The following is a 19553-nucleotide window of genomic DNA, read 5'->3' on the forward strand; positions in this document are numbered from 1 at the left end:
CGGATTGGGTTAGCGGGCAACCAGGCTTTCCGCATGACGGCGCGCCTCGGCGTCGGCCGCCAGGACGCTGTCGAGATCGGCGGCGGTGCTGGCGGGGATGGCGTCCAGGGTGGCGGCGATGACCTCGGCGATGGCGGTGAAGGGGATGCGGCGTTCCAGGAAGGCAGCCACCGCCACTTCGTTGGCGGCGTTGAGCAGGGCCGGGGCGGTGCCGCCGGCACGGGCGGCCTCGAAGGCCAGCTTAAGACAGGGGAAACGGTCGAAATCCGGCTCGCGGAAATCCAGCCGCGCCACATCGAACAGATCCAGCGGTTCCACCCCGGAATCGATCCGCTCAGGCCAGGCCATGCCGTAGGCGATGGGAATGCGCATGTCGGGGTTGCCCAGCTCGGCCAGCACCGAGCCGTCGTCGTAATCCACCAGGGAGTGGACCACGCTCTGGGGGTGAATCACCACCTGGATGCGCTCCGGGGGCAGATCGAAAAGCAGACAGGCTTCGATGACCTCCAGGCCCTTGTTCATCATGGTGGCCGAATCCACCGAGATCTTCTTGCCCATGTCCCACTTGGGGTGGGCCACCGCCTGTTCCGGGGTGACGTGGGGAAGGCGCTCCAGCGGCGTGTCGAGGAACGGCCCGCCCGAGGCGGTCAGCAGGATCCGGCGCACCGCCGCCGGGGGATGCCCGGCGCGGTAGCCGGCGGGCATGCACTGGAAGATGGCGTTGTGCTCGCTGTCGATGGGCAGCAGTTCCGCGTCCGCCTCCCGCACCGCCTCCATGAACACCGGCCCGGAAACCACCAGCGCCTCCTTGTTGGCCAGCAGAATGCGCTTGCCGGCCCGGGCCGCCGCCAGCGTCGGCAGCAGGCCGGCGGCGCCGACGATGGCGGCCATGACGTAATCGACCTCAGGCAGGGTGGCCACGGTGGTCAGCCCTTCTTGGCCGTGCAATACCTGGGTGTCCAGCCCGGCCTCACCCAAGCGCTGCTGCAGCGCGGCGGCATCGCCTTCCTCGCCCACCACGGCATAGGCGGGGCGGTGGCGCAGGCACTGGCGGTACAGGTCTTCGATACGGCGGTGGCCGGTCAACGCCACCACCCGGTATCGCTCCGGGTGGCGTGCCACCACATCAAGGGTGCTGACCCCGATCGAGCCGGTGGCGCCGAGGATGCACAACCCTTTCACCAGAAAATCTCCCGTCCGTAGAAGCCGGCATAGAGGACACAGCCGGCCGCCAGCAGGCTGTCGATGCGGTCGAGCAGTCCGCCGTGGCCCGGCAGCAGCCGGCCGGAATCCTTGACCCCGGCCCAGCGCTTGTACAGGCTCACCAGCAGGTCGCCGCAAACGGAAACCAGCACCGCGATCAGCGCCAGCAGGGTAAAGTCGAGCACATCCTTGATGGAAAACTCCAGGAAGAAATAGCCGATCCCGGCGGCGAACAGGGCGCAGGCCAACAGGGCGCCATAAACGCCCTCCAGGGTCTTGCCCGGACTGATGGCCGGCGCCAGCGGCGTCCGGCCCCACTTGCGGCCGGCGAAATAGGCGGTGCTGTCGGCGATCCACACCAGCAGCAGCAGGTAGAGGATGGAGGCGTTGCCGAAATTGGCCCGCAGGCGCGCCATGATCAGCCAGGCGGTACAGAGGACGAACCAGGCGACGAAGACCCGCATCCCGCGGGACCAGACTTGCTTCACCAGCCGCTCCGGCCAGGTGCGCAGATAGAAACCGAAGCCGAGCCAGAACAGCAGCGCCGGCCAGACAATGTGGTCGAGGGCCAACACCGCCTTCATCAGCCACGACTGCCCCGTGGTCGCCGCCAGCCAGCCGATCAGCTTGGGCCAGTACCAGGCCAGTATCTGGAACGCCAGCACTAGGGCGACGAAAACGATCCTTCCCGGAACTTTGCGGATCCCCGCCAGGGCGCTCCATTCCCAGGCGGCGGCGAGGATGACCACACCCCAGGCGATGAGAAAGCCTTTGACCGGCAGATAGTAGGCCGCCCCCAGCACCAGGGGAATCAGTACCGCGGCGGTGGCGACCCGCAACATCAGATTGCGGTTCCAGAGGGAAGATGGGGAGGTGGTGGTTTCAGCCATGGCTCTTGATCTTCTTTATCGTTATGAGATTCAGGCGCTCGATGCCGACAGCCTGCGCGCCACCTGCTCGCTGGTATGGCCGAAACGGCGCTCGCGGCGGGCGTATTCGGCCAGGGCCTTGTCCAGTTCCGCCTCGTCGAAGTCCGGCCACAGCACTCCGGTGAAATACAGTTCGGTGTAGGCCAGCTGCCACAGCAAAAAATTGCTGATCCGCAGCTCGCCGCCGGTACGGATGAACAGGTCCGGCTCCGGCAGATCGGCAAAGGACAGATGGGCGGCCAGCCTATTCTCGTCGATGTCGTCCGGGCTCAGCCGCCCCTCCGCCACCTCACGGGCGAGCCTACGGACCGCCTGGGCGATATCCCAGCGGCCGCCGTAGTTGGCGGCGATGAGCAGGGTCATGCGGTCGTTGCCTGCGGTCAGCGCCTCGGCCTCGGCGATCTTCGCCTGCAGCGCGGGGGAGAAGGCGCTGCGGTCGCCGATGACGCGCAGGCGGATGCCGTTCTCGCCGAGCTTGCGGGACTCGCGGGCCAGGGCCATTTCGAACAGCCGCATCAGGACGCTGACCTCCTCCGCAGGCCGGCGCCAGTTCTCGCTGCTGAAGGCGAACAGGGTCAGGACTTCGATGCCCCGCCTGGCGCAATGCTCCACGGTCTTGCGGACCGCGGTCACCCCCGCCTGGTGGCCGGCGGTCCGGGGCAGATGACGGCGCCGCGCCCAGCGGCCGTTACCATCCATGATGATGGCAACGTGACGGGGCAACGTGGATTCCTCTGGCAGGGCTTGGGTCATGCAGAATGGCTACAGCGACAGCAGGTCTTTTTCCTTCTCCGCCAGGACAGCGTCGATCTTCTTGATGTAGTCGTCGGTCAGCTTCTGGATCTGCTCTTCGGCGCGGCGCTCCTCGTCCTCGGTGATGAGCTTTTCCTTGAGCGCCTCTTTCAACTCCTGGTTGGCCTCGCGGCGGATGTTGCGGATGGCGATGCGGCCCTGTTCAGCCTCGTGGCGGGCGACCTTGACCAGCTCCTTGCGGCGCTCCTCGGTCAGCGCCGGCAGCGGCACCCGGATGACGGTTCCGGCGGTCATGGGGTTGATGCCCAGATCCGATTCCATGATCGCCTTCTCGATCACCGCCACCATGTTGCGCTCCCACGGGGTGATAGTCAGGGTACGGGCGTCCTCCACGGCGACGTTGGCCACCTGGCTGATTGGCACCTCGCTGCCGTAGTAGCTCACCCTGATGTGGTCGAGCAGGCTGGGATGGGCGCGGCCGGTGCGGATCTTGGCCAACTCCTGCTTGATGGCCACGACGGTCTTCTCCATCTTGGCCTTGGCTTCTTTGAGTATGTCCTCAATCATCGTGCCTCCCCGTGTCGATGAGTGAACCGATGTCCTCGCCCTGGACCAGCCGCATAATCGCCCCCGGTTCGAACACGTTCATCACCCGCAGGGGCAGGTTGTGATCGCGGCACAGCACCAGCGCGGTGGTGTCCATCACCGCCAGCCGGCGCTGGAGGGCCTCGTCGTAGGTCAGATAGGGAATTTTCTCCGCGGCCGGGTCCTTGAAGGGATCGGCGCTATAGACGCCGTCCACCTTGGTGGCCTTGATCAGCAGATCGGCGTCGATCTCGATGGCCCGCAGGCTGGCGGCGGAATCGGTGGTGAAGAAGGGATTGCCGAGCCCGGCGGCGAAGATCACCACCCGCCCCTTCTCCAGATGGCGCACGGCACGGCGGCGGATGTAGTCCTCACACACCTGGTTGACCTTCAGGGCCGACATCACCCGCACCGGCTGCCCCAGGTGCTCGATGGCATCCTGCATCGCCAGGGCGTTGATGACCGTGGCCAGCATGCCCATGTGATCGCCGGTGACCCGGTCGAGCCCCTCGGAGGCCAGCTGGGCGCCGCGGATGATGTTGCCGCCGCCGATCACCAGGCCGACCTCGACCCCGATGCCGCGCAGCTGCACGATTTCCCTGGCCAGACGGCGGACGGGGCCGGCGTCGAGGCCGGACTCCCGTTCCCCCATCAGCGCTTCGCCGCTGAGCTTCAGTAAGATCCGGCGGTAGCGCGGTTCCATGTCAGTCGCCGCGGACCTGGGCCATCACTTCCTCGGCGAAGTCGGCCTGCTGCTTCTCGATGCCTTCCCCGACCTCGAAGCGGACGAAGCGGACCACCCTGGCGCCCTTCTGATCCAGCAGCTGGCCGACGCTCAGATCGGGATCCTTGACGAAAGGCTGGCCCAGCAAAGTGACCTCCTTGAGGAACTTGCGCAGACGGCCTTCCACCATTTTCTCGACGATGTTGGCCGGCTTGCCGCTGGCCTCGGCCTGGGCAGTGAAGATTTCCTTTTCCTTTTCCAGGGTTTCGGCCGGCACGTCCTTCTCCTCCACGCACACCGGCTTGCTGGCAGCGATGTGCATGGCGATGTCCTTGGCCAAGTCATCGTCGCCGCCCTCCATCTCCACCACCACGCCGATGCGGTTGCCGTGGAGATAGCAGGCCAGCTTGCCGGCCTCGGTCTCGAACTTCATCAGGCGGCGGATGGCGATGTTCTCGCCCAGCTTGGCCACCAGCTCGCGGCGGGCCTCCTCGACGGTGGGACCGCCCTCCTCGATCGGGGTCTCGAGCAGTTGCTCGACGGTCTCGACGCCGGTTTCCAGGGCGCGCTGGGCGACCTTGTCGACGAACTTGAGGAAGTCCTCGTTCTTGGCGACGAAGTCGGTCTCGCTGTTGACCTCCAGGATCACGGCGCGCTTGCCGTCGTCGGACACCTTGATGGCGATCTTGCCTTCGGCGGCGGTGCGGCCGGCCTTCTTGTCGGCCTTGGCCAGCCCGGCCTTGCGCATGTGCTCGATGGCGGCCTCGATGTCGCCGCCGGTTTCCACCAGGGCCTTCTTGCATTCCATCATGCCGGCGCCGGTGCGCTCACGCAGCGCCTTGACCATGGCAGCGGTAATATTGCTCATCTCTCGCTTACCTCTCGCTTGGATTTCAGTCCTGGGCGGCGGATTCCGCCGCGGCGTTTTCTTCCGGCGCCTCGACGAACTCGTCGGCGGCCGCGACCATCTCCACCTGGCTGGCCTTGCCTTCCAGAATCGCCGTCGCCGCCAGGCGGCAGTACAGCTGAATGGCGCGGATGGAGTCGTCGTTGCCGGGAATGATGTAATCGATGCCGCTGGGATCGTTGTTGGTGTCGACCACGCCGACCACCGGAATGCCCAGCTTCTTCGCCTCCTTGACGGCGATGTACTCCTGGCCGACGTCGAGGACGAACAGCACGTCAGGCAGGTCGTTCATGTCCTTGATACCGCCGAGGCTGCGCTCGAGCTTTTCCAGCTCCCGCATCAGCTCCAGGGCCTCGCGCTTGCTGAAGCGCTGCAGGCTGCCGTCGTCACGCATGGCCTCCAGCTCTTTCAGGCGCTTGACCGACTGGCGGATGGTCTTGAAATTGGTCAGGGTGCCGCCGAGCCAGCGGTGGTTCACGTAGGGCATGCCGCAGCGGGTCGCCTCTTCCTGCACCGCCTTCTGGGCGGTCTTCTTGGTGCCCACGAACAGCACCACGCCCTTGTTGGCGGCGGTGTCCTCGAGGAAGTTCATCGCCTGCTTGAGCAGCGGCAGGGTCTTTTCCAGGTTGATGATGTGGATGCCGGCGCGGACCCCGTAGATGTAGGGGGCCATTTTGGGGTTCCAATAGCGCTTCTGATGGCCGAAATGCACGCCCGCCTCGAGCAGCTCGCGCATGGTGACGTCTACCATGGATTCACTCCTGATTGTCGGTTGGGGTTAAGCCTCCACCCATCCCGCCCGGCGACCTGTTCCATCTTCTGGAACAAGCACCCCGCCGGCCGTGTCGATAGGTGTGTGGATTGCTGTTAAAATAGCCGAAGTTTATACCACGAAACCCCATCTTGCGACAACGCCTTATGCAACACGGACCCCTGCGCCGCCGGCGCCGCGACTTTCACCTCAAGACCCCGGAAGAACTGGAAAAGATGCGCGTCGCGGGCCGACTCGCCGCCGAGGTGCTCGATTTCATCGCCCCCTACGTCAAACCGGGGGTGACCACGGAGACACTGGACCGGCTGTGCCACGAGTACATCGTCGAGGAGCAGAAAGCGATTCCGGCACCCCTCAACTACCGCGGCTTTCCCAAGTCCATCTGCACCTCGGTGAACCACCAGGTGTGCCACGGCATCCCCGGCAACAAGCGGCTCAAGAACGGCGACATCATCAACATCGACATCACCGTCATCAAGGACGGCTGGCACGGGGACACCAGCAAGATGTTCTTCGTCGGTGAGCCCTCGATGAAGGCCAAGCGCCTGGTGAACGTGGCCCAGGAGGCGCTGTACCGCGGTATCCGCGAAGTCCGTCCCGGGGTGGACCTGGGCCAGATCGGCCACGTGATCCAGAAATACGTCGAGTCCCAGGGCTACTCGGTGGTGCGGGAATTCTGCGGCCACGGCATCGGCCGCGAATTCCACGAAGAGCCCCAGGTGCTCCACTACGGCAAGCCGGACACCGGCGTCATCCTGGAACCGGGCATGACCTTCACCATCGAGCCGATGGTCAACGCCGGCAAACGTCAGGTGAAACTGTTGCCGGACGGCTGGACCGTCGTCACCAAAGACCGCAGTCTTTCGGCCCAGTGGGAACACACCCTGGCGGTGACCGAAGACGGGGTCGCGGTTCTGACCCTGCGCGACGAGGAAGACTTCCCCCGTATCCTGCGCAGCGAATGAGCGCCCCGGCCGCGCTGAAACACACCCTGCAGGCCTTTCACGACGAGCTGGCCCGGCGTTTCCGGGCCGGCGCCCCCATCGAATCCCTGATCCACGCCCGCGCCGATTTTATCGACGCCCTGCTGCGCGGCTGCTGGCGGCGGCACTTGGGCGATCATGCCGCCACCGCTGCCCTGGTGGCGGTAGGCGGGTATGGGCGCCGGGAGCTCCATCCACATTCGGACATCGACCTGCTGGTGCTGGTTCCGGAAGCGCCGCCGCCGGCGCTGGCGGAAAAGCTCGGCCGCCTGTTCACTCTGCTATGGGACATCGGCCTCAAACCGGGCCACAGCGTGCGCACCGTACCCCAGTGCCTGGAAGCGGCCGCAGGCGACCAGACCGTGGTCACCAACCTGATGGACGCCCGCCGTCTCGACGGCGACCCCGACCTGTTCGCCGCCATGAAGGCGGGCATCGCCCCGCAACGCCTGTGGCCCTCGGAAGACTTCTTCCGTGCCAAGCTCGCCGAACAGCAAGCCCGTTACACCAAGTATCACGACACCGCCTACAACCTGGAACCCAACATCAAGGAAGGGCCCGGCGGCCTGCGCGACATCCAGACCGTCGCTTGGGTCATCAAGCGCCATTTCGACACCGCCACCCTGCGGGAACTGGTGGCGCGCGGTTTCCTCGACGAGGCCGAATACGCCGAACTGCAGCGGGACCTGCACTATCTTTGGCAGGTCCGCCTCGCCCTCCATCTGCTCGCCGGCCGCTGCGAGGACCGGCTGCTGTTCGACTACCAGCGCGATCTGGCCCGCCAGTTCGGCCACCGGGGCGACGGCAACGCCCCGGTGGAAGCGTTCATGCAGGACTACTTCCGCACCGCCCGCAGCGTCCAGTGCCTCAACGAGATCCTGCTGCAGCGGCTGAGCGAGGCGCTGAATCCCGGTTTCCGGACCGAGGCGCAGATCCTCGACGACCGCTTCCAGGTCGTCAACGGCTATCTGGAGATCCGCCGTCCCGAGCTTTTCCGGCAAGATCCCCTGGCGCTGCTGGAGGTCTTCCTGCAGCTGCAGCGCCACCCCGAGCTCAAAGGCATCCGCGCCGATACCGTCCGCGCCATCCGCCGCCACCTGCACCTGATCGACGACCGCTTCCGCGCCGATCCCAAGGCCTGCCGTCTGTTTCTGGAAATTTTCCGTCAGCCCGCCGGGGTCACCCACCAGCTGCGGCGTATGAACCGCTACGGCGTGCTGGCGGCCTATCTGCCGGAGTTCGCCCGCATCGTCGGCAAGATGCAGTACGACCTGTTCCACAGTTACACCGTGGACGAGCATATCCTCTTCACCGTCCGCAATCTGCGCCGCCTGGGGCTGCCCCGGCACCGCGACGAGGTGCCCTTCGCCGCCGACATATTTCCGCAGCTTCCCAGGCCGGAGATCCTCTACCTGGCCGGACTGTACCACGACATGGGCAAGGGCCAGAGGGGCGATCATTCCGTGATCGGCGAGCGGCTGGCGCGCGACTTCTGCCACCGCCACGGGCTGGATCGGCACGGCACGGAGCTGGTCTGCTGGCTGGTGCGCCATCATCTGCTGATGTCGGTCACCGCCCAGCGCAAGGACATCCAGGATCCGGAAGTGGTGGCGGAATTCGCCCGCCGGCTGGGCAGCGAGGAGCGTCTCAACCATCTGTATCTGCTGACCGTGGGCGACATCCGCGCCACCAATCCCACCCTGTGGAACTCCTGGCGCGACAGCCTGCTGCAGGAGCTTTATCTGGCCACCCGCCGGGTCCTGCGCCAGGGAAGACAGCCGCTCGACGCCCAGGCCCGCATCGACGGATGCCGCGAAGCTGCCCTCAAGTGTCTGAGACAGCTGGGGCTGGATACCGAGGCCGTGCGGCCAGTCTGGAACCGCTTCAGCCACGACTATTTCCTCCGCTGTCACCCGGACGAGTGCGTCTGGCATACCGTCGCCATCGCCGCCACTGCGGATGACGACCTGCCCCTGGTGATGGTCCGTCCCCACGATCACCGCGGCAGCACTGACGTCTTCGTCTATATGCGCGACCGGGACGGCATCTTCGCCCACACCGTCGCCCTGCTCGACCGTCTGGGGCTCACCATTCTCGCCGCCCGCCTCGACACCACCGACGACGGCTACGCGGTCAACAGCTTCCGGGTGCTGGAACGAGACGGCACCCCCATCACCGAGCTGGCGCGGGAACAGCAGATCGTCCAACAGCTGAAACGCTGCCTCAAGACCCCCACCCCGCACTGTTTCCGGATCACCCGCAGGCCGGGGCGCCAGTTGCGTCACTTCAGCCTGCCCGTCCAGATCCGCTTCAGCGAGGACGCCAAGGGACACACGGTGATGGAACTGGTCGCCGCCGACCGCCCCGGCCTGCTGGCAGCGGTGGCCAAAATTTTCGACGAATTCGGCCTGCGCCTGCACGAGGCCCGGATCTCGACCCTGGGACAGCGGGCCGAAGACGTCTTCCATCTGACCGACCGCCGCAATCTGCCTCTGACCGAAGACCGCCGCCGGCAACTGGCGGCGCGTCTGAGCACAGCGTTAGGGCGGGGTTGAGGGCCTGGTTGCGGTGCTCAGGAGCACGCGCTCGACCTCGATCACGTCGCTTTGCAAGGGATCGGCGTAACTGAGACCGATACAATAGCGGTCGCGCGAGAGACGGCGCACGAAGACGATGCGGCAGTGAAGCTGCAGCGGCCGGCTTTCCGGCTGAAAGCAGACATCCACCTCGATCGGACGTCCGTGACGGTCGAGGCAGTCCCCGCCCGGGGCGATGATCTCGCTGTCCAGAGCGTCGCAGTGGATCTGCAGCCCCCCGCCGGAAACATCGAACACCCGTACCGGCAGCTCCATCCCCGAGGCCAGCCTGACGGTGCCGGGTAAATCGACGTGAATGCGAAGAAAACGCCTGCGATCCATAACCATTCAGGCCGCGCGCCACTTTTCCCAATAGGGCACAGGGTGCAACCGTTCGGCGAGAAAATCAAGAAACGTGCGCACCTTGGCCGACAGATGACGGCGGTGGGGATAGACCGCATAGATGTCCATCGGCGCCATTTCGTAATCCTCCAGCACCGGCTCCAGACGCTTCTTCTCCAGATCCTGGCCGGCGATGTAGGTGGGCAGCACCACCAGCCCCAGGCCGTGGATCGCCGCCAGACGCAGGGGATCGGCGGTGTTGGCCTGGAGATTGCCGGCGACCTTGACGGTGATGGCTTCACCGTCGGGATCGGTGAAACGCCAAAGATCGTGGGGCTCGAAACCCCAGTTGACGAGGCAGTTGTGTTCTCTGAGATCCTGGGGATGGCGCGGCCGGCCGTATTTTTTGAAGTATTCCGGAGCGCCGCACACCACCCGCGGCGAACTGGCGAGACGCCGGGCGATGAGGCTGGAGTCGGGCTGCTCCCCCAGCCGGATCGCCAGATCCAGCCCCTCCGCCACCACGTCCACGAGACCGCCGCGCACCACCAGATCGACCCGCACCTTGGGATACTGCTTCAGGTAGGCAGCGATGGTGGGCGCCAGGTGGAAAGTGCCGAAAAAGGGCGGCGTGGAGATCCGCAGCAGCCCCTGGGGCTCGGTTTGGAGCTGGGTCACCGCCAGCTCGGTCTCCTCGATGTCCTCGAGGATCTGCTGACAGCGTTCCAGATAGGCGGCCCCTGCCTCGGTGAGGCTGATCTTGCGGGTGGTGCGGTTGAGCAGCCGCACCCCGAGGCTGTTTTCCAGGTGCATCACGTGCTTGGTGGCCATCGCCCGGGAGATGCCCAGTTCCTTGGCAGCGGCGGCAAAGCTGCCGTGTTTGGCCACCCTGGCGAACACCTTCATGCTGGTAAGCTTATCCATCGGCCTCCTGAAGTCGTTGCTGATAGACCCGCCAGGCGAATTTCAGATCCTCCCACGCCTGACGCTTGGCCGCCGGATTGCGCAGCAGATAGGCCGGATGATAGATCACGATCAGGGGGATGCCGTCGTAGTCGTGCACCTTGCCCCTGAGGCGCGCCAGCGGCACCTTGGTCCTGAGCAGGGCCTGGGCGGCGATCCGTCCCACCGCCAGGATGATTCTGGGCCGGACCAAGGCGATCTGGCGCTGCAGGAACGGCTCGCAGGCCGCCACCTCCTCCGGTTTGGGGTCGCGGTTGCCGGGAGGGCGACATTTGACGGCGTTAGTTATGTACACCTGCTCGCGCCGGTAGCCCAAGGCCCGGATCATCTCGTCGAGCAGCTTGCCGGCGCGGCCGACGAAGGGCTCGCCCTTCAGGTCCTCCTGCTCACCCGGCCCCTCGCCGATGAGCATCCAGTCGGCGTGGTGGTCGCCGGTGCCAGGCACGGTGTGGGTGCGGGTCTGGTGCAGGTCGCAGGCGGTGCAGTGGGCGATCTCGTCGAGCAAGCGGCGCCACAGTTCGTCCTCGTCCGCCGGGGCGGCGTTCGAATCGGCCTCACCGACGGGCTGGCGCAACACCCATGCCTGGATGCCCATCGCCTGCAGGTATCTGAGCCGCACCGGGTCCACCGCCGTCTCAGACGTCCGCCGCCTGCGGATGTTTGCGGGCCTCGGGGCTCAGCAGACGGTTGACCGCATGGACGTAGGCCTTGGCCGAGGCGATGACGATGTCGGTGTCGGCCCCCTGGCCGTTGACGATGCGGCCGGCCTTCTCCAGGCGCACGGTCACCTCACCCTGGGCGTCGGTGCCGGTGGTGATAGCGTTGACGGAATACAGCAGCAGGGTCGCGCCGGTGTTCAGAATCGACTCGATCGCCTTGAAGGTGGCGTCCACCACCCCGCTGCCCTCGGCCTCGCCGGTCTTTTCCTCACTGTCGACCTTGAGGACCACCTTCGCCTTGGGGGTTTCCCCGGTGTCGGCGCAGACGTGCAGGGCGATCAGCTTCACCCGTTCCGCCTCGGCCTCGAGGATCTGTTCGGAGATCAGCGCCTGCAGGTCTTCGTCGAAGATCTCGTGTTTCTTGTCCGCCAGCTCTTTGAAACGGGCGAAGGCTTCGTTGAGGGCTTCCTCGGTGTCGAATTCGATGCCCAGTTCCTTCATGCGGGTGCGGAAGGCGTTGCGCCCCGAATGCTTGCCCAACACCATGCGGTTGGCCTTCCAGCCCACGTCCTCGGCGCGCATGATCTCGTAGGTTTCGCGGTGCTTGAGAACGCCGTCCTGATGGATGCCGGACTCGTGGGCGAAGGCATTGGCGCCGACGATGGCCTTGTTGGGCTGCACCGGGAAGCCGGTGATCGAGGCCACCAGCTTGGAACAGGGCACGATTTCGCGGGTGTTGATGCGGGTGTCGCAGGGAAACACGTCCTGGCGGGTACGCACCGCCATCACCACCTCTTCCAGCGCTGCGTTGCCAGCCCGTTCCCCCAGGCCGTTGATGGTGCATTCCACCTGGCGGGCACCATTCAACACCGCCGCCAGGGAATTGGCCACCGCCAGCCCGAGGTCGTTGTGGCAGTGGACCGAAAAGACGGCCCGGTCCGCATTGGGGATGCGCTCGATCAGGCGGGCGATCAGGGCGCCGAATTCGTGCGGCAGGGTGTAGCCGACGGTGTCGGGGATGTTGATGGTGGTGGCCCCGGCGGCGATCACCGCCTCGATGATGCGGCAGAGGAAATCCTCCTCGCTGCGGCCGGCGTCCTCGGGGGAAAATTCCACGTCGTCGGTGTAGCGGCGGGCGTGTTTGACCGCCGCCACCGCCCGTTCCACCACCTGGTCCGGGGGCATGCGCAGCTTGCGCTCCATGTGGATCGGCGAGGTGGCGATGAATGTGTGGATGCGCGGCTGCCTGGCGGCCTTCAGGGCTTCGCCGGCACGGTCGATATCCTGCGCCAGCGCCCGGGCCAGACCGCAGACGCGGCAGTCGTCCACGGCGCTTGCCACTGCCTGCACCGCCTCGAAGTCACCGGGGCTGGCGGCGGGGAAACCGGCTTCGATCACGTCCACCCGCAGGCGCTCGAGGGCCTTGGCGATACGGACCTTCTCGTCACGGTTCATGGAAGCGCCCGGGCTCTGCTCGCCGTCGCGCAGGGTGGTGTCGAAGATGATCAACGGGTCTTTGCTCATGCTGCTGGCTCCTGAAAAGTGTCGCGGTGACTGCGGATGCGGAAAGAAAGACGATGGTTCGCTATGCCCCTAACGGGGCAGACGCAGTACCGCCAGCCGGCAGGAACGGAAACCGGGGGACGGGAAGGGAATGGTTTTGAATTTTCTGTCTTGAATGTTCATGGCTTTGAAACAATCCGTTCCAACCGGGAAATATACCCCGAGACGGCGCAATTGCCAAGCTGCAGACAAAGACGATCAGCCGCGCCAGGGATCGATCACCGGTACCGGCAATCCCTGGAAGTCTCTGGCATTCCGGGTGACGACCGTCAGTCCGTGCACGATGGCGGTGGCGGCGATCAGGGCATCCCGCTCGGGCCTGGGATCGGGGACGTGCAGTCTGACCGCGCACACTGCCACCTCGGTATCGATAGGCAGAACCCGGTCGGCAAATTGGGATTTGACCTGATTTTCCAGCCATTGCCGCAACCGCTTTCCCTGAACGCCATCCTTGCGCTCCATCAGCAGCACACCGTGCTCCAGCTCCAGCAGCGCGATGACCGAAAGGAAGAAATCGGTCACCGGCTGGCGGGAGGCCCATTCGACCACGCGGGCATCGGCGCGCCCTGAAGGGGCTTTCCGGAGTTCCGAAACCAAGTTGGTGTCCAGCAGATACATCAATCCTCCAACTCGGGGCAACGGTGGAATCCGGCCTCGTGTCTCGGCGACTCGAAATCGATCGGCTCCGCTTCCTCCATCCCCAGCGCAGCGGCCAGCCTGGACTGGCGCTGCACAAGACGCCGATAGTCCGCCCAAGTCAGCAACACGTGGGTCGGGCGGCCCCGGTCGGTGATGACCACGGCCCCCTGGGCCGCGGACTGTTTGGCCTTGCCGGGATTATGATTGAATTCACGGCTGGACAGCTTTGGCATAGCTTCCGACTCCTCCTGGCTTACAATATAATTATTTTTTACTACATTCGATCGCCTGCCCGCCATCGTTTCCAGACTCCGAACCAAACCGGCAACACCAGCAGCACCACGATCAGGGCGGTGGCGATGCCGCCGATCATCGGCGCGGCAATGCGGCGCATGACGTCAGCGCCGGTGCCATCGCTCCACAGAATTGGCACCAGTCCCAAAAACGAGGCCAGTCCGGTCATCAGCATGGGGCGCAGACGGCAGCCGGCGCCGACCACCACCGCCTGTCCCTGACGCCAGGCCTGGTCCAGGTAGACCAGCATCAGCAGCCCCATCTCGGCGCTCAGGCCCGCCAGCGCGATCATCCCCACTCATACGGCCACGCTCAGGTGATAGTCCAGCACCCACAGCAGCCACACCGCCCCCACCAGCGAGAACGGAATGGTGGCCAGCACCAGCGCCGCCTCGGCCACCGAGCCGCGGTGGAGATAAAGCATCAGGAACACGATCACCAGCGTCAACGGCGCGATCCACAGCAACCGGGCGCGGGCGCGTTCGAGATAGCGGAACCGCCCGGCCCAGGCCAGCCGCATCCCCGGCGGCGGTTTCGCCTGCTCCGCCACCACCGCCTTGGCCCGGGCCACGTAGTCGGCGATACCGATGGTGTCGGCCACGTCCACGAACACGTATCCCACCAGCTGGCCGTCCTCGTCGCGCAGCATCGGCGGGCCGGTGCGAAAACGCAGGTCCGCCAGCTGCGCCAGCGGCACTTTCGCCCCATCGGGGGTGTCCACCAGCACGGCTTTCAGCGTCTCGGGATCGTCGCGGAAATCACGGGCATAGCGCAGGGTGACGCCGTAACGCTCGCGCCCCTCGACGGTTTCGGTCACCGTCAGTCCACCCACCGCCGCCTGGATCGCCTCCTCTACGTCAGCCACGGTCAGACCGTAGCGGGCGATACGCGCGCGGTCGATGTCGAAATCGAGGAAATAACCGCCTCCGAGACGCTCGGCGAAGGCGCTGCGGGTGAAGGGCACGGTGCGGGAATCCCGCTGCAGGGCCTGTGCGATCTTCAGCCCCAGAGACTCGATGGCCGCCGGATCGTCACCGAACACCTTGATGCCGAGATTGGAACGAATCCCGGTGGCGAGCATCTCCAGACGGGTCTGGATCGGCATCCACCAGACATTGGGCATCCCCGGATAGCGGAGCCGGCGGTCCATTTCGGCGATCAGTCCGTCCCAGGTCATCCCCGGACGCCAGCGGTCGCGGGGCTTGAGGGTGACGACGATCTCGGCCATCGACAGGGGGGCCGGATCGGTGGCGCTGGTGGAACGGCCCATCTTGCCGAACACCCGCGCCACCTCGGGGAAAGACTTCAGCTCCTTGTCCATGGCGTGGACCACCCGCCCCGCCTCGGTGATCGACATCCCCGGCGGCGCCGTGGGCATGTACAGGATGCTGCCTTCGTTGAGGGGCGGCATGAACTCGGTTCCCAACCGTTCCCACAAGGGCACCGTCGTCAGCAGCGCCAGCCCGGCCAGGCCGCTGACCCAGCCGGGATGGCGCAGCATCCACCCCAGCAGCATCCCGTAACCCCGCACCAATGGTGCGAACCAGTCCCGGTGCTTGCGCCGGGGGCGACCGACCAGGGCGGCCGCCAGTGCCGGGGTCAGGGTCACCGCCAGCAGGGCGGCGAAGCCCATGGCGTAGGTCTTGGTCCAGGCCAGGGGCCGGAACAGACGGCCCTCGGTGCCTTCCAGGCTGAACACCGGCAGAAACGACACCGTGATGACGAGCAGGGAGAAGAAGATGCTGGGCCCCACCTCCTGCATCGCCGCGATCACCGTCTCCAAGCGCTCGCCCGGGGCTTCCCGCAGGCGGCGGTGAACGTTCTCCACCATCACGATGGCGGCGTCCACCATCGCCCCCACCGCCACCGCGATGCCGCCCAGAGACATGATGTTGGCGCTCAGGTGCTGCTGCTTCATGGCGCCGAAGGTCAGCAGAATCGCCACCGGCAGGCCGATCACCGCCACCGCCGCCGCCCGTGCCTGTCCCAAAAACAGGGCGATCACCGCGGTCACCACCAGTGCCTCCTCCCACAGGGTGGTGCGCAGGGTGGCGATGGCGCGCTGGATCAGGTCGCTGCGGTCATAGACGGTGACGATCTCCACCCCCTCGGGCAGGCCGGGGCGGATCTCGGCCAGTCGCGCCTTGACCCGGTCGATGACCGCCAGGGCGTCCTCACCGGAGCGCATCACCACGATGCCGCCGACCGTCTCCCCTTCCCCGTCCAGCTCCGCCAGGCCGCGGCGCTGGGCCGGCCCCAGGGTGATCTCGGCCACGTCCCCGAGACGCACCGGCGTCCCGTCGGCCCCCAGGGTCACCACGATTTCGGCCAGATCACCGGTCCCGTGCAGATAACCGCGGCCGCGGATGAAGTGTTCGTGACCGGCGATCTCCAGCACCCGGCCGCCGACGTCGGCATTGGAGCAGCGCACCGCGCGGATGATCCGGTTGAGGGAGATGCCGTAGCCGTCCAACTTAGCCGGATCAAGATGGATCTGGTATTCCTTCACGAAACCGCCCACCGAGGCCACCTCGGCCACCCCCGGCACCGCTTCGAGCCAGTAGCGCAGCTTGAAGTCCTGCAGGCTGCGCAGTTCGGCCAGGTCGTGTTTGCCGCTTTTGTCCACCAGGGCGTACTGATACACCCAGCCGACGCCGGTGGCATCCGGCCCCAGGGCCGGGTGGACACCCGCCGCCAGGCGGCCCTGGAGGCCGCTGAGGTATTCCAGCACCCGCGAGCGGGCCCAGTAGAAATTGGTGCCGTCCTCGAAGATGACGTAGACGAACGACAGCCCCATGTAGCTCTGCCCCCGCACCGAGCGCACCCCCGGCGCCGCCAGCAGGGCGCTGGCGAGCGGATAGGTGATCTGGTCCTCCACCAGATCGGGGCTGCGCCCCGGCCACCGGGCATGGACGATCACCTGCACGTCCGACAGATCCGGCACCGCATCCAGGGGCACCCCCCGCAGTCCCTGAAGCCCCCAGAAGGCCGCCAGCGCGGTCAGCAGCAGGGTCGCCAGGCGGTGGCGGGCGCACCACGCGATCACCCGTTCAATCACCATGCCGCCACCCCCGCTTTCAACTTGCTCTCGGCGGCGATCAGGAACACCCCCGAAACCACCACCATCTCCCCTTCCGCCAACCCGGACCGGACTTCGATCCAGTCGCGGTTGCGCCGCCCCGCCTCGATACGGCGAGGCTGCAGGCGGCCGTCCCCCAGATCGAGCCGCAAGCGCACGGTCACGTAGTGGCCCGGCAGCAGCCCCCAGGGATTTTCCAGCACCAGACGCATCCGCCCGCTGCGACTCGTCTCCTCTACCCACGGATAGACGTAATCCACCCGGGTCTTCCAGCGGCGTTGGGGCGGGCCGGGCAACACGACCTCGGCCGCCATGCCGGCGCGGACCTGATCCAGCCACGGAGGATAGATCGCCGCCTCCACCCACAACCGGGACAGATCGGCCAGCTGCAGCAGCGTCTGCCCGGCGCGGAAACCGCTGCCGGCCGGCAACGGCTCACCGAGCACGACCCCGTCAATGGGCGCTTGCAGCCGCACCGTCTCCTGAATCCGCCCGCGCCGCAGCAGGGATCGCACCCAGTCCGCCGGCAACCCCCAGCGTCGCAGGCGGCTGTGAACGCCGGCCACCAGGGTGGCGCTGCCGCGGGCGGCGAGCAGTTCCTCCTGGGCCGAGATCAGTTCCGGACTGTAAATAGTCATCAGAGGCTGGCCGCGGCGCACCGGCTGGCCGGCGGTATCGGCAACGAGGGTTTCTATCCAGCCCCCGAAGCGCGGGGCGATGGCGACCACCCGGCCGGGATCGGGTTTCACCGCCCCGGGCAGACGCAGGGTCACCACCAGCGGGCGGCGTTTCACCGGGGCGCTGCGGATGCCGATGAGCTGGCGCCGCGCCGGGTCCACCCGGATGGTGCCCACCGGGCTGACCGCCGTGCCGCAACTGCTGCAGCGGATGCCCTTGCGGCCGGTGGCCAAGTCAAAAGTGAGGCGGGCCTTGCCGGCCGGTCCTGCGATCTCCACCGTCAGGGGCCACTCCCCGGCCATGGAGGGGCGGAACTCTCCCTCGTAGCGCCCCGGCCCGGTTTCGCGCATCTGCGCCGGCGCGTACATGGTGGGCATCGCCCCCATGGCCGGCATCACGGCCACTGCCTTGAGACAGGCTCCGGTCACCGGCCGGTCCGCCCGGTCACGAATCCACACCGTCACCCGATTGGGTCCGACCCTGGGGGTTTCCGGTTCGACCACCACCTTGACCTGATAGGGTCCGGCAGGCAGAAAGCCCTTGTCCGCCGCCCATCCCGTCCCCAGCGCAGCGAAAATCAGCAGCCACCAGAGCCCCCTCATGGCGCCACCTCCCCGCCGCTGACCCGCGCCAGGGCCGCCAGGCGCTGCAGATGGTCACGGCGGCCCGCGCCAGTTGCAGGCGCACCGCGATCCACTCCTTCTCCGCCGTCAGCAGATCGAGAAAATCACCGCTGCCGGCAACGTAGGCCGACTTCGCCGCCGCCAGGGACTGGCGCGCCAACGGCAGCAGCCGGGTGCGGTACAGCCGGATCGTGTGCCGGCTTTCCCCGACGCGGTCGTAGACGTCCTGCAGGTCCTCAAGGACTTGCGCCCGCCGCTGCCGCAGCCGTGCCTCCAAACGCAGGGTCTCGGCCCGGGCCTGATCGAGGCGGGCGCGGCGCCGCCCCGGCAGGGGGATGTTGATGCTGGCGCCGAGGGTGAGGCGTTTGTGCGTGTCCGTCCACAGGCTGTTGTAACCGCCCCCCAGGGTGAAATCGGGCCAGAACGCCCGCCGTGCCAGCTGCACGCGCCGGTGGGCGGCCTCGAGACGGGCGGCCAGCGCCCGCAACCGGGGGTCGGCCGCCAGCGCCCTGGCGCGCAGCTGCGCCAAGGCGGACAGGTCCTGCGGAGGCGGCAGCTCGCCCGGCGGGGGCAACGGCGCGCGAGGATCGCGCAGCAGCAGAGTGTTGATACGGGTACGCACCTCCCGCCGGCGCCGCTCTAGAACCAAACGGCGGTGATCCCGCAGCGCCAGTTCCACCCGGGCATGCAGGGCGTCCTGGCGTGAAGCCCTTCCGCTGGCGTAACGGACTTCCGCCAGCTGCTGCAGACGTTCGAGTCGCTTCCGGTCCTCGCCGTCGAGCGCCAGGGCCCGATGCACGAACACCCAGTCGGCAAAGGCGCGCCGTGCCGCCTCGGTCAGAGCCAACCGCGCCTCGGCGACCGACTGGCCAACCGCCTCGGCCTCCCGGGCCGCCGCATCCCCGCGCAGGGCGAGCTTGCCGGGCCACGGCAGCTTCACCGCCAGGCTGGCGGTCTGGCCGAAATCCAGCTGTGGTTCACCGACAGTGCCGGGAGCGAAACCGTAGGACACCACCGGGTCATCGAAGGTGCTTTCCTGGGCGATGCGTGCCCGGGCGGCGGCCCAGGCGGCGCGCATCGCCGGCAGATCGGGATTGCGGGCCAGCACCTCGCGGACCAGTGCCGCGGGCGTCAGCGGCCCGTCGAAGGGATCGGCCCAGGCATTGGCACCGGCCAGGGCCAAGAGGAAAAACGGGAACAGGGGATGAAGCATGACCTCCTCCTTGCCAGAGAATAAGGGACCGCACCCATGCAGGGTGCGCCGGACGGCAGCGGAGGGCG

Annotated in this window: 17 protein-coding genes and 1 pseudogene; 2 read left to right on the top strand and 16 right to left on the bottom strand. The window is 66.7% G+C overall.

The features are described 5' to 3' along the window. Window positions 1-9: 9 nt before the first annotated feature. The 7 genes from ispC to rpsB are packed head-to-tail and all read right to left on the bottom strand — an operon-like array spanning window position 10 to window position 5852. Window positions 10-1182 (bottom strand): 1-deoxy-D-xylulose-5-phosphate reductoisomerase, encoded by a 1173-nt coding sequence (gene ispC, locus MCIT9_RS02685; RefSeq protein ID WP_317705887.1) that lies wholly within the window; start codon window positions 1180-1182, stop codon window positions 10-12. Continuing rightward, on the bottom strand, window positions 1179-2093 hold the full coding sequence (locus tag MCIT9_RS02690; RefSeq protein ID WP_317705888.1) for a phosphatidate cytidylyltransferase: 915 nt from the start codon (window positions 2091-2093) through the stop codon (window positions 1179-1181). The genes ispC and MCIT9_RS02690 overlap by 4 nt, the downstream gene beginning before the upstream one ends. A 30-nt stretch (window positions 2094-2123) precedes the next feature. Beyond that, a complete protein-coding gene (uppS, locus tag MCIT9_RS02695; RefSeq protein ID WP_317705889.1) occupies window positions 2124-2885 on the bottom strand; it encodes a polyprenyl diphosphate synthase in 762 nt (253 codons plus the stop codon). A 9-nt stretch (window positions 2886-2894) separates the two neighbouring features. Next, entirely contained in the window at window positions 2895-3452 is a 558-nt protein-coding gene (frr, locus tag MCIT9_RS02700; RefSeq protein WP_317705890.1) for a ribosome recycling factor, read from the bottom strand. Beyond that, a complete protein-coding gene (gene pyrH, locus MCIT9_RS02705) occupies window positions 3445-4173 on the bottom strand; it encodes a UMP kinase (protein ID WP_317705891.1) in 729 nt (242 codons plus the stop codon). Before pyrH ends, frr begins: the two co-directional genes overlap by 8 nt. A 1-nt stretch (window position 4174) precedes the next feature. Next, window positions 4175-5062, bottom strand: coding sequence for a translation elongation factor Ts (gene tsf, locus MCIT9_RS02710; protein ID WP_317705892.1), 888 nt, complete (start codon window positions 5060-5062; stop codon window positions 4175-4177). 25 nt (window positions 5063-5087) lie between these two features. Further along, the gene (gene rpsB / locus MCIT9_RS02715) at window positions 5088-5852 is read right to left on the bottom strand and encodes a 30S ribosomal protein S2 (protein ID WP_317705893.1); all 765 of its coding nucleotides are present in this window, start codon (window positions 5850-5852) and stop codon (window positions 5088-5090) included. Between the two features lie 167 nt (window positions 5853-6019). Here rpsB and map point away from each other — a divergent pair, with 167 nt between their 5' ends. Together map and glnD are read left to right on the top strand one after the other, a co-directional pair. Then, window positions 6020-6838 carry a type I methionyl aminopeptidase gene (gene map, locus MCIT9_RS02720; protein WP_317705894.1) on the top strand — a complete coding sequence of 273 codons (819 nt, stop codon included), beginning with the start codon at window positions 6020-6022 and terminating at the stop codon, window positions 6836-6838. Continuing rightward, window positions 6835-9411: a [protein-PII] uridylyltransferase gene (glnD, locus tag MCIT9_RS02725; RefSeq protein ID WP_317705895.1), complete on the top strand. Its 2577-nt coding sequence runs from the start codon at window positions 6835-6837 to the stop codon at window positions 9409-9411. Before map ends, glnD begins: the two co-directional genes overlap by 4 nt. On the opposite strand, the gene MCIT9_RS02730 is transcribed toward glnD, so the two are convergent. From MCIT9_RS02730 to MCIT9_RS02770, 9 genes and pseudogenes are all read right to left on the bottom strand, one after another. Continuing rightward, window positions 9397-9774, bottom strand: coding sequence for a PilZ domain-containing protein (locus MCIT9_RS02730; protein ID WP_317705896.1), 378 nt, complete (start codon window positions 9772-9774; stop codon window positions 9397-9399). The genes glnD and MCIT9_RS02730 overlap by 15 nt on opposite strands. A gap of 6 nt (window positions 9775-9780) precedes the next feature. After that, window positions 9781-10698, bottom strand: a complete 918-nt coding sequence (locus MCIT9_RS02735) for a LysR family transcriptional regulator (protein WP_317705897.1) — start codon at window positions 10696-10698, stop codon at window positions 9781-9783. After that, window positions 10691-11356 carry a uracil-DNA glycosylase gene (locus tag MCIT9_RS02740; RefSeq protein ID WP_317705898.1) on the bottom strand — a complete coding sequence of 222 codons (666 nt, stop codon included), beginning with the start codon at window positions 11354-11356 and terminating at the stop codon, window positions 10691-10693. Before MCIT9_RS02740 ends, MCIT9_RS02735 begins: the two co-directional genes overlap by 8 nt. Window positions 11357-11372: 16 nt before the next feature. After that, window positions 11373-12920 carry a 2-isopropylmalate synthase gene (locus tag MCIT9_RS02745; RefSeq protein WP_317705899.1) on the bottom strand — a complete coding sequence of 516 codons (1548 nt, stop codon included), beginning with the start codon at window positions 12918-12920 and terminating at the stop codon, window positions 11373-11375. A 237-nt stretch (window positions 12921-13157) separates the two neighbouring features. Next, a complete protein-coding gene (locus MCIT9_RS02750; RefSeq protein WP_317705900.1) occupies window positions 13158-13577 on the bottom strand; it encodes a type II toxin-antitoxin system VapC family toxin in 420 nt (139 codons plus the stop codon). Continuing rightward, the gene (locus MCIT9_RS02755) at window positions 13577-13831 is read right to left on the bottom strand and encodes a type II toxin-antitoxin system prevent-host-death family antitoxin (RefSeq protein WP_317705901.1); all 255 of its coding nucleotides are present in this window, start codon (window positions 13829-13831) and stop codon (window positions 13577-13579) included. The genes MCIT9_RS02750 and MCIT9_RS02755 overlap by 1 nt, the downstream gene beginning before the upstream one ends. Window positions 13832-13872: 41 nt before the next feature. Next, window positions 13873-16953 (bottom strand): annotated as a pseudogene (locus MCIT9_RS02760) (efflux RND transporter permease subunit). Continuing rightward, complete coding sequence (locus tag MCIT9_RS02765) at window positions 16947-18152, bottom strand: FixH family protein (RefSeq protein ID WP_317705902.1); 1206 nt, start codon at window positions 18150-18152, stop codon at window positions 16947-16949. The pseudogene MCIT9_RS02760 and the gene MCIT9_RS02765 overlap by 7 nt, the downstream one beginning before the upstream one ends. After that, the gene (locus MCIT9_RS02770) at window positions 18094-19485 is read right to left on the bottom strand and encodes a TolC family protein (RefSeq protein WP_317705903.1); all 1392 of its coding nucleotides are present in this window, start codon (window positions 19483-19485) and stop codon (window positions 18094-18096) included. The genes MCIT9_RS02765 and MCIT9_RS02770 overlap by 59 nt, the downstream gene beginning before the upstream one ends. Window positions 19486-19553: the final 68 nt, after the last annotated feature.

Source organism: Methylomarinovum caldicuralii (genome assembly GCF_033126985.1).
GTDB lineage: Bacteria > Pseudomonadota > Gammaproteobacteria > Methylococcales > Methylothermaceae > Methylohalobius > Methylohalobius caldicuralii.

Coding starts and splice junctions, on each gene's coding strand:
- MCIT9_RS02690 (WP_317705888.1), bottom strand. CDS start 2,093: ATGGCTGAAACCACCACCTCCCCATCTTCCCTCTGGAACCGCAATCTG.
- uppS (WP_317705889.1), bottom strand. CDS start 2,885: ATGACCCAAGCCCTGCCAGAGGAATCCACGTTGCCCCGTCACGTTGCC.
- frr (WP_317705890.1), bottom strand. CDS start 3,452: ATGATTGAGGACATACTCAAAGAAGCCAAGGCCAAGATGGAGAAGACC.
- pyrH (WP_317705891.1), bottom strand. CDS start 4,173: ATGGAACCGCGCTACCGCCGGATCTTACTGAAGCTCAGCGGCGAAGCG.
- tsf (WP_317705892.1), bottom strand. CDS start 5,062: ATGAGCAATATTACCGCTGCCATGGTCAAGGCGCTGCGTGAGCGCACC.
- rpsB (WP_317705893.1), bottom strand. CDS start 5,852: ATGGTAGACGTCACCATGCGCGAGCTGCTCGAGGCGGGCGTGCATTTC.
- map (WP_317705894.1), top strand. CDS start 6,020: ATGCAACACGGACCCCTGCGCCGCCGGCGCCGCGACTTTCACCTCAAG.
- glnD (WP_317705895.1), top strand. CDS start 6,835: ATGAGCGCCCCGGCCGCGCTGAAACACACCCTGCAGGCCTTTCACGAC.
- MCIT9_RS02730 (WP_317705896.1), bottom strand. CDS start 9,774: ATGGATCGCAGGCGTTTTCTTCGCATTCACGTCGATTTACCCGGCACC.
- MCIT9_RS02735 (WP_317705897.1), bottom strand. CDS start 10,698: ATGGATAAGCTTACCAGCATGAAGGTGTTCGCCAGGGTGGCCAAACAC.
- MCIT9_RS02745 (WP_317705899.1), bottom strand. CDS start 12,920: ATGAGCAAAGACCCGTTGATCATCTTCGACACCACCCTGCGCGACGGC.
- MCIT9_RS02750 (WP_317705900.1), bottom strand. CDS start 13,577: ATGTATCTGCTGGACACCAACTTGGTTTCGGAACTCCGGAAAGCCCCT.
- MCIT9_RS02755 (WP_317705901.1), bottom strand. CDS start 13,831: ATGCCAAAGCTGTCCAGCCGTGAATTCAATCATAATCCCGGCAAGGCC.
- MCIT9_RS02770 (WP_317705903.1), bottom strand. CDS start 19,485: ATGCTTCATCCCCTGTTCCCGTTTTTCCTCTTGGCCCTGGCCGGTGCC.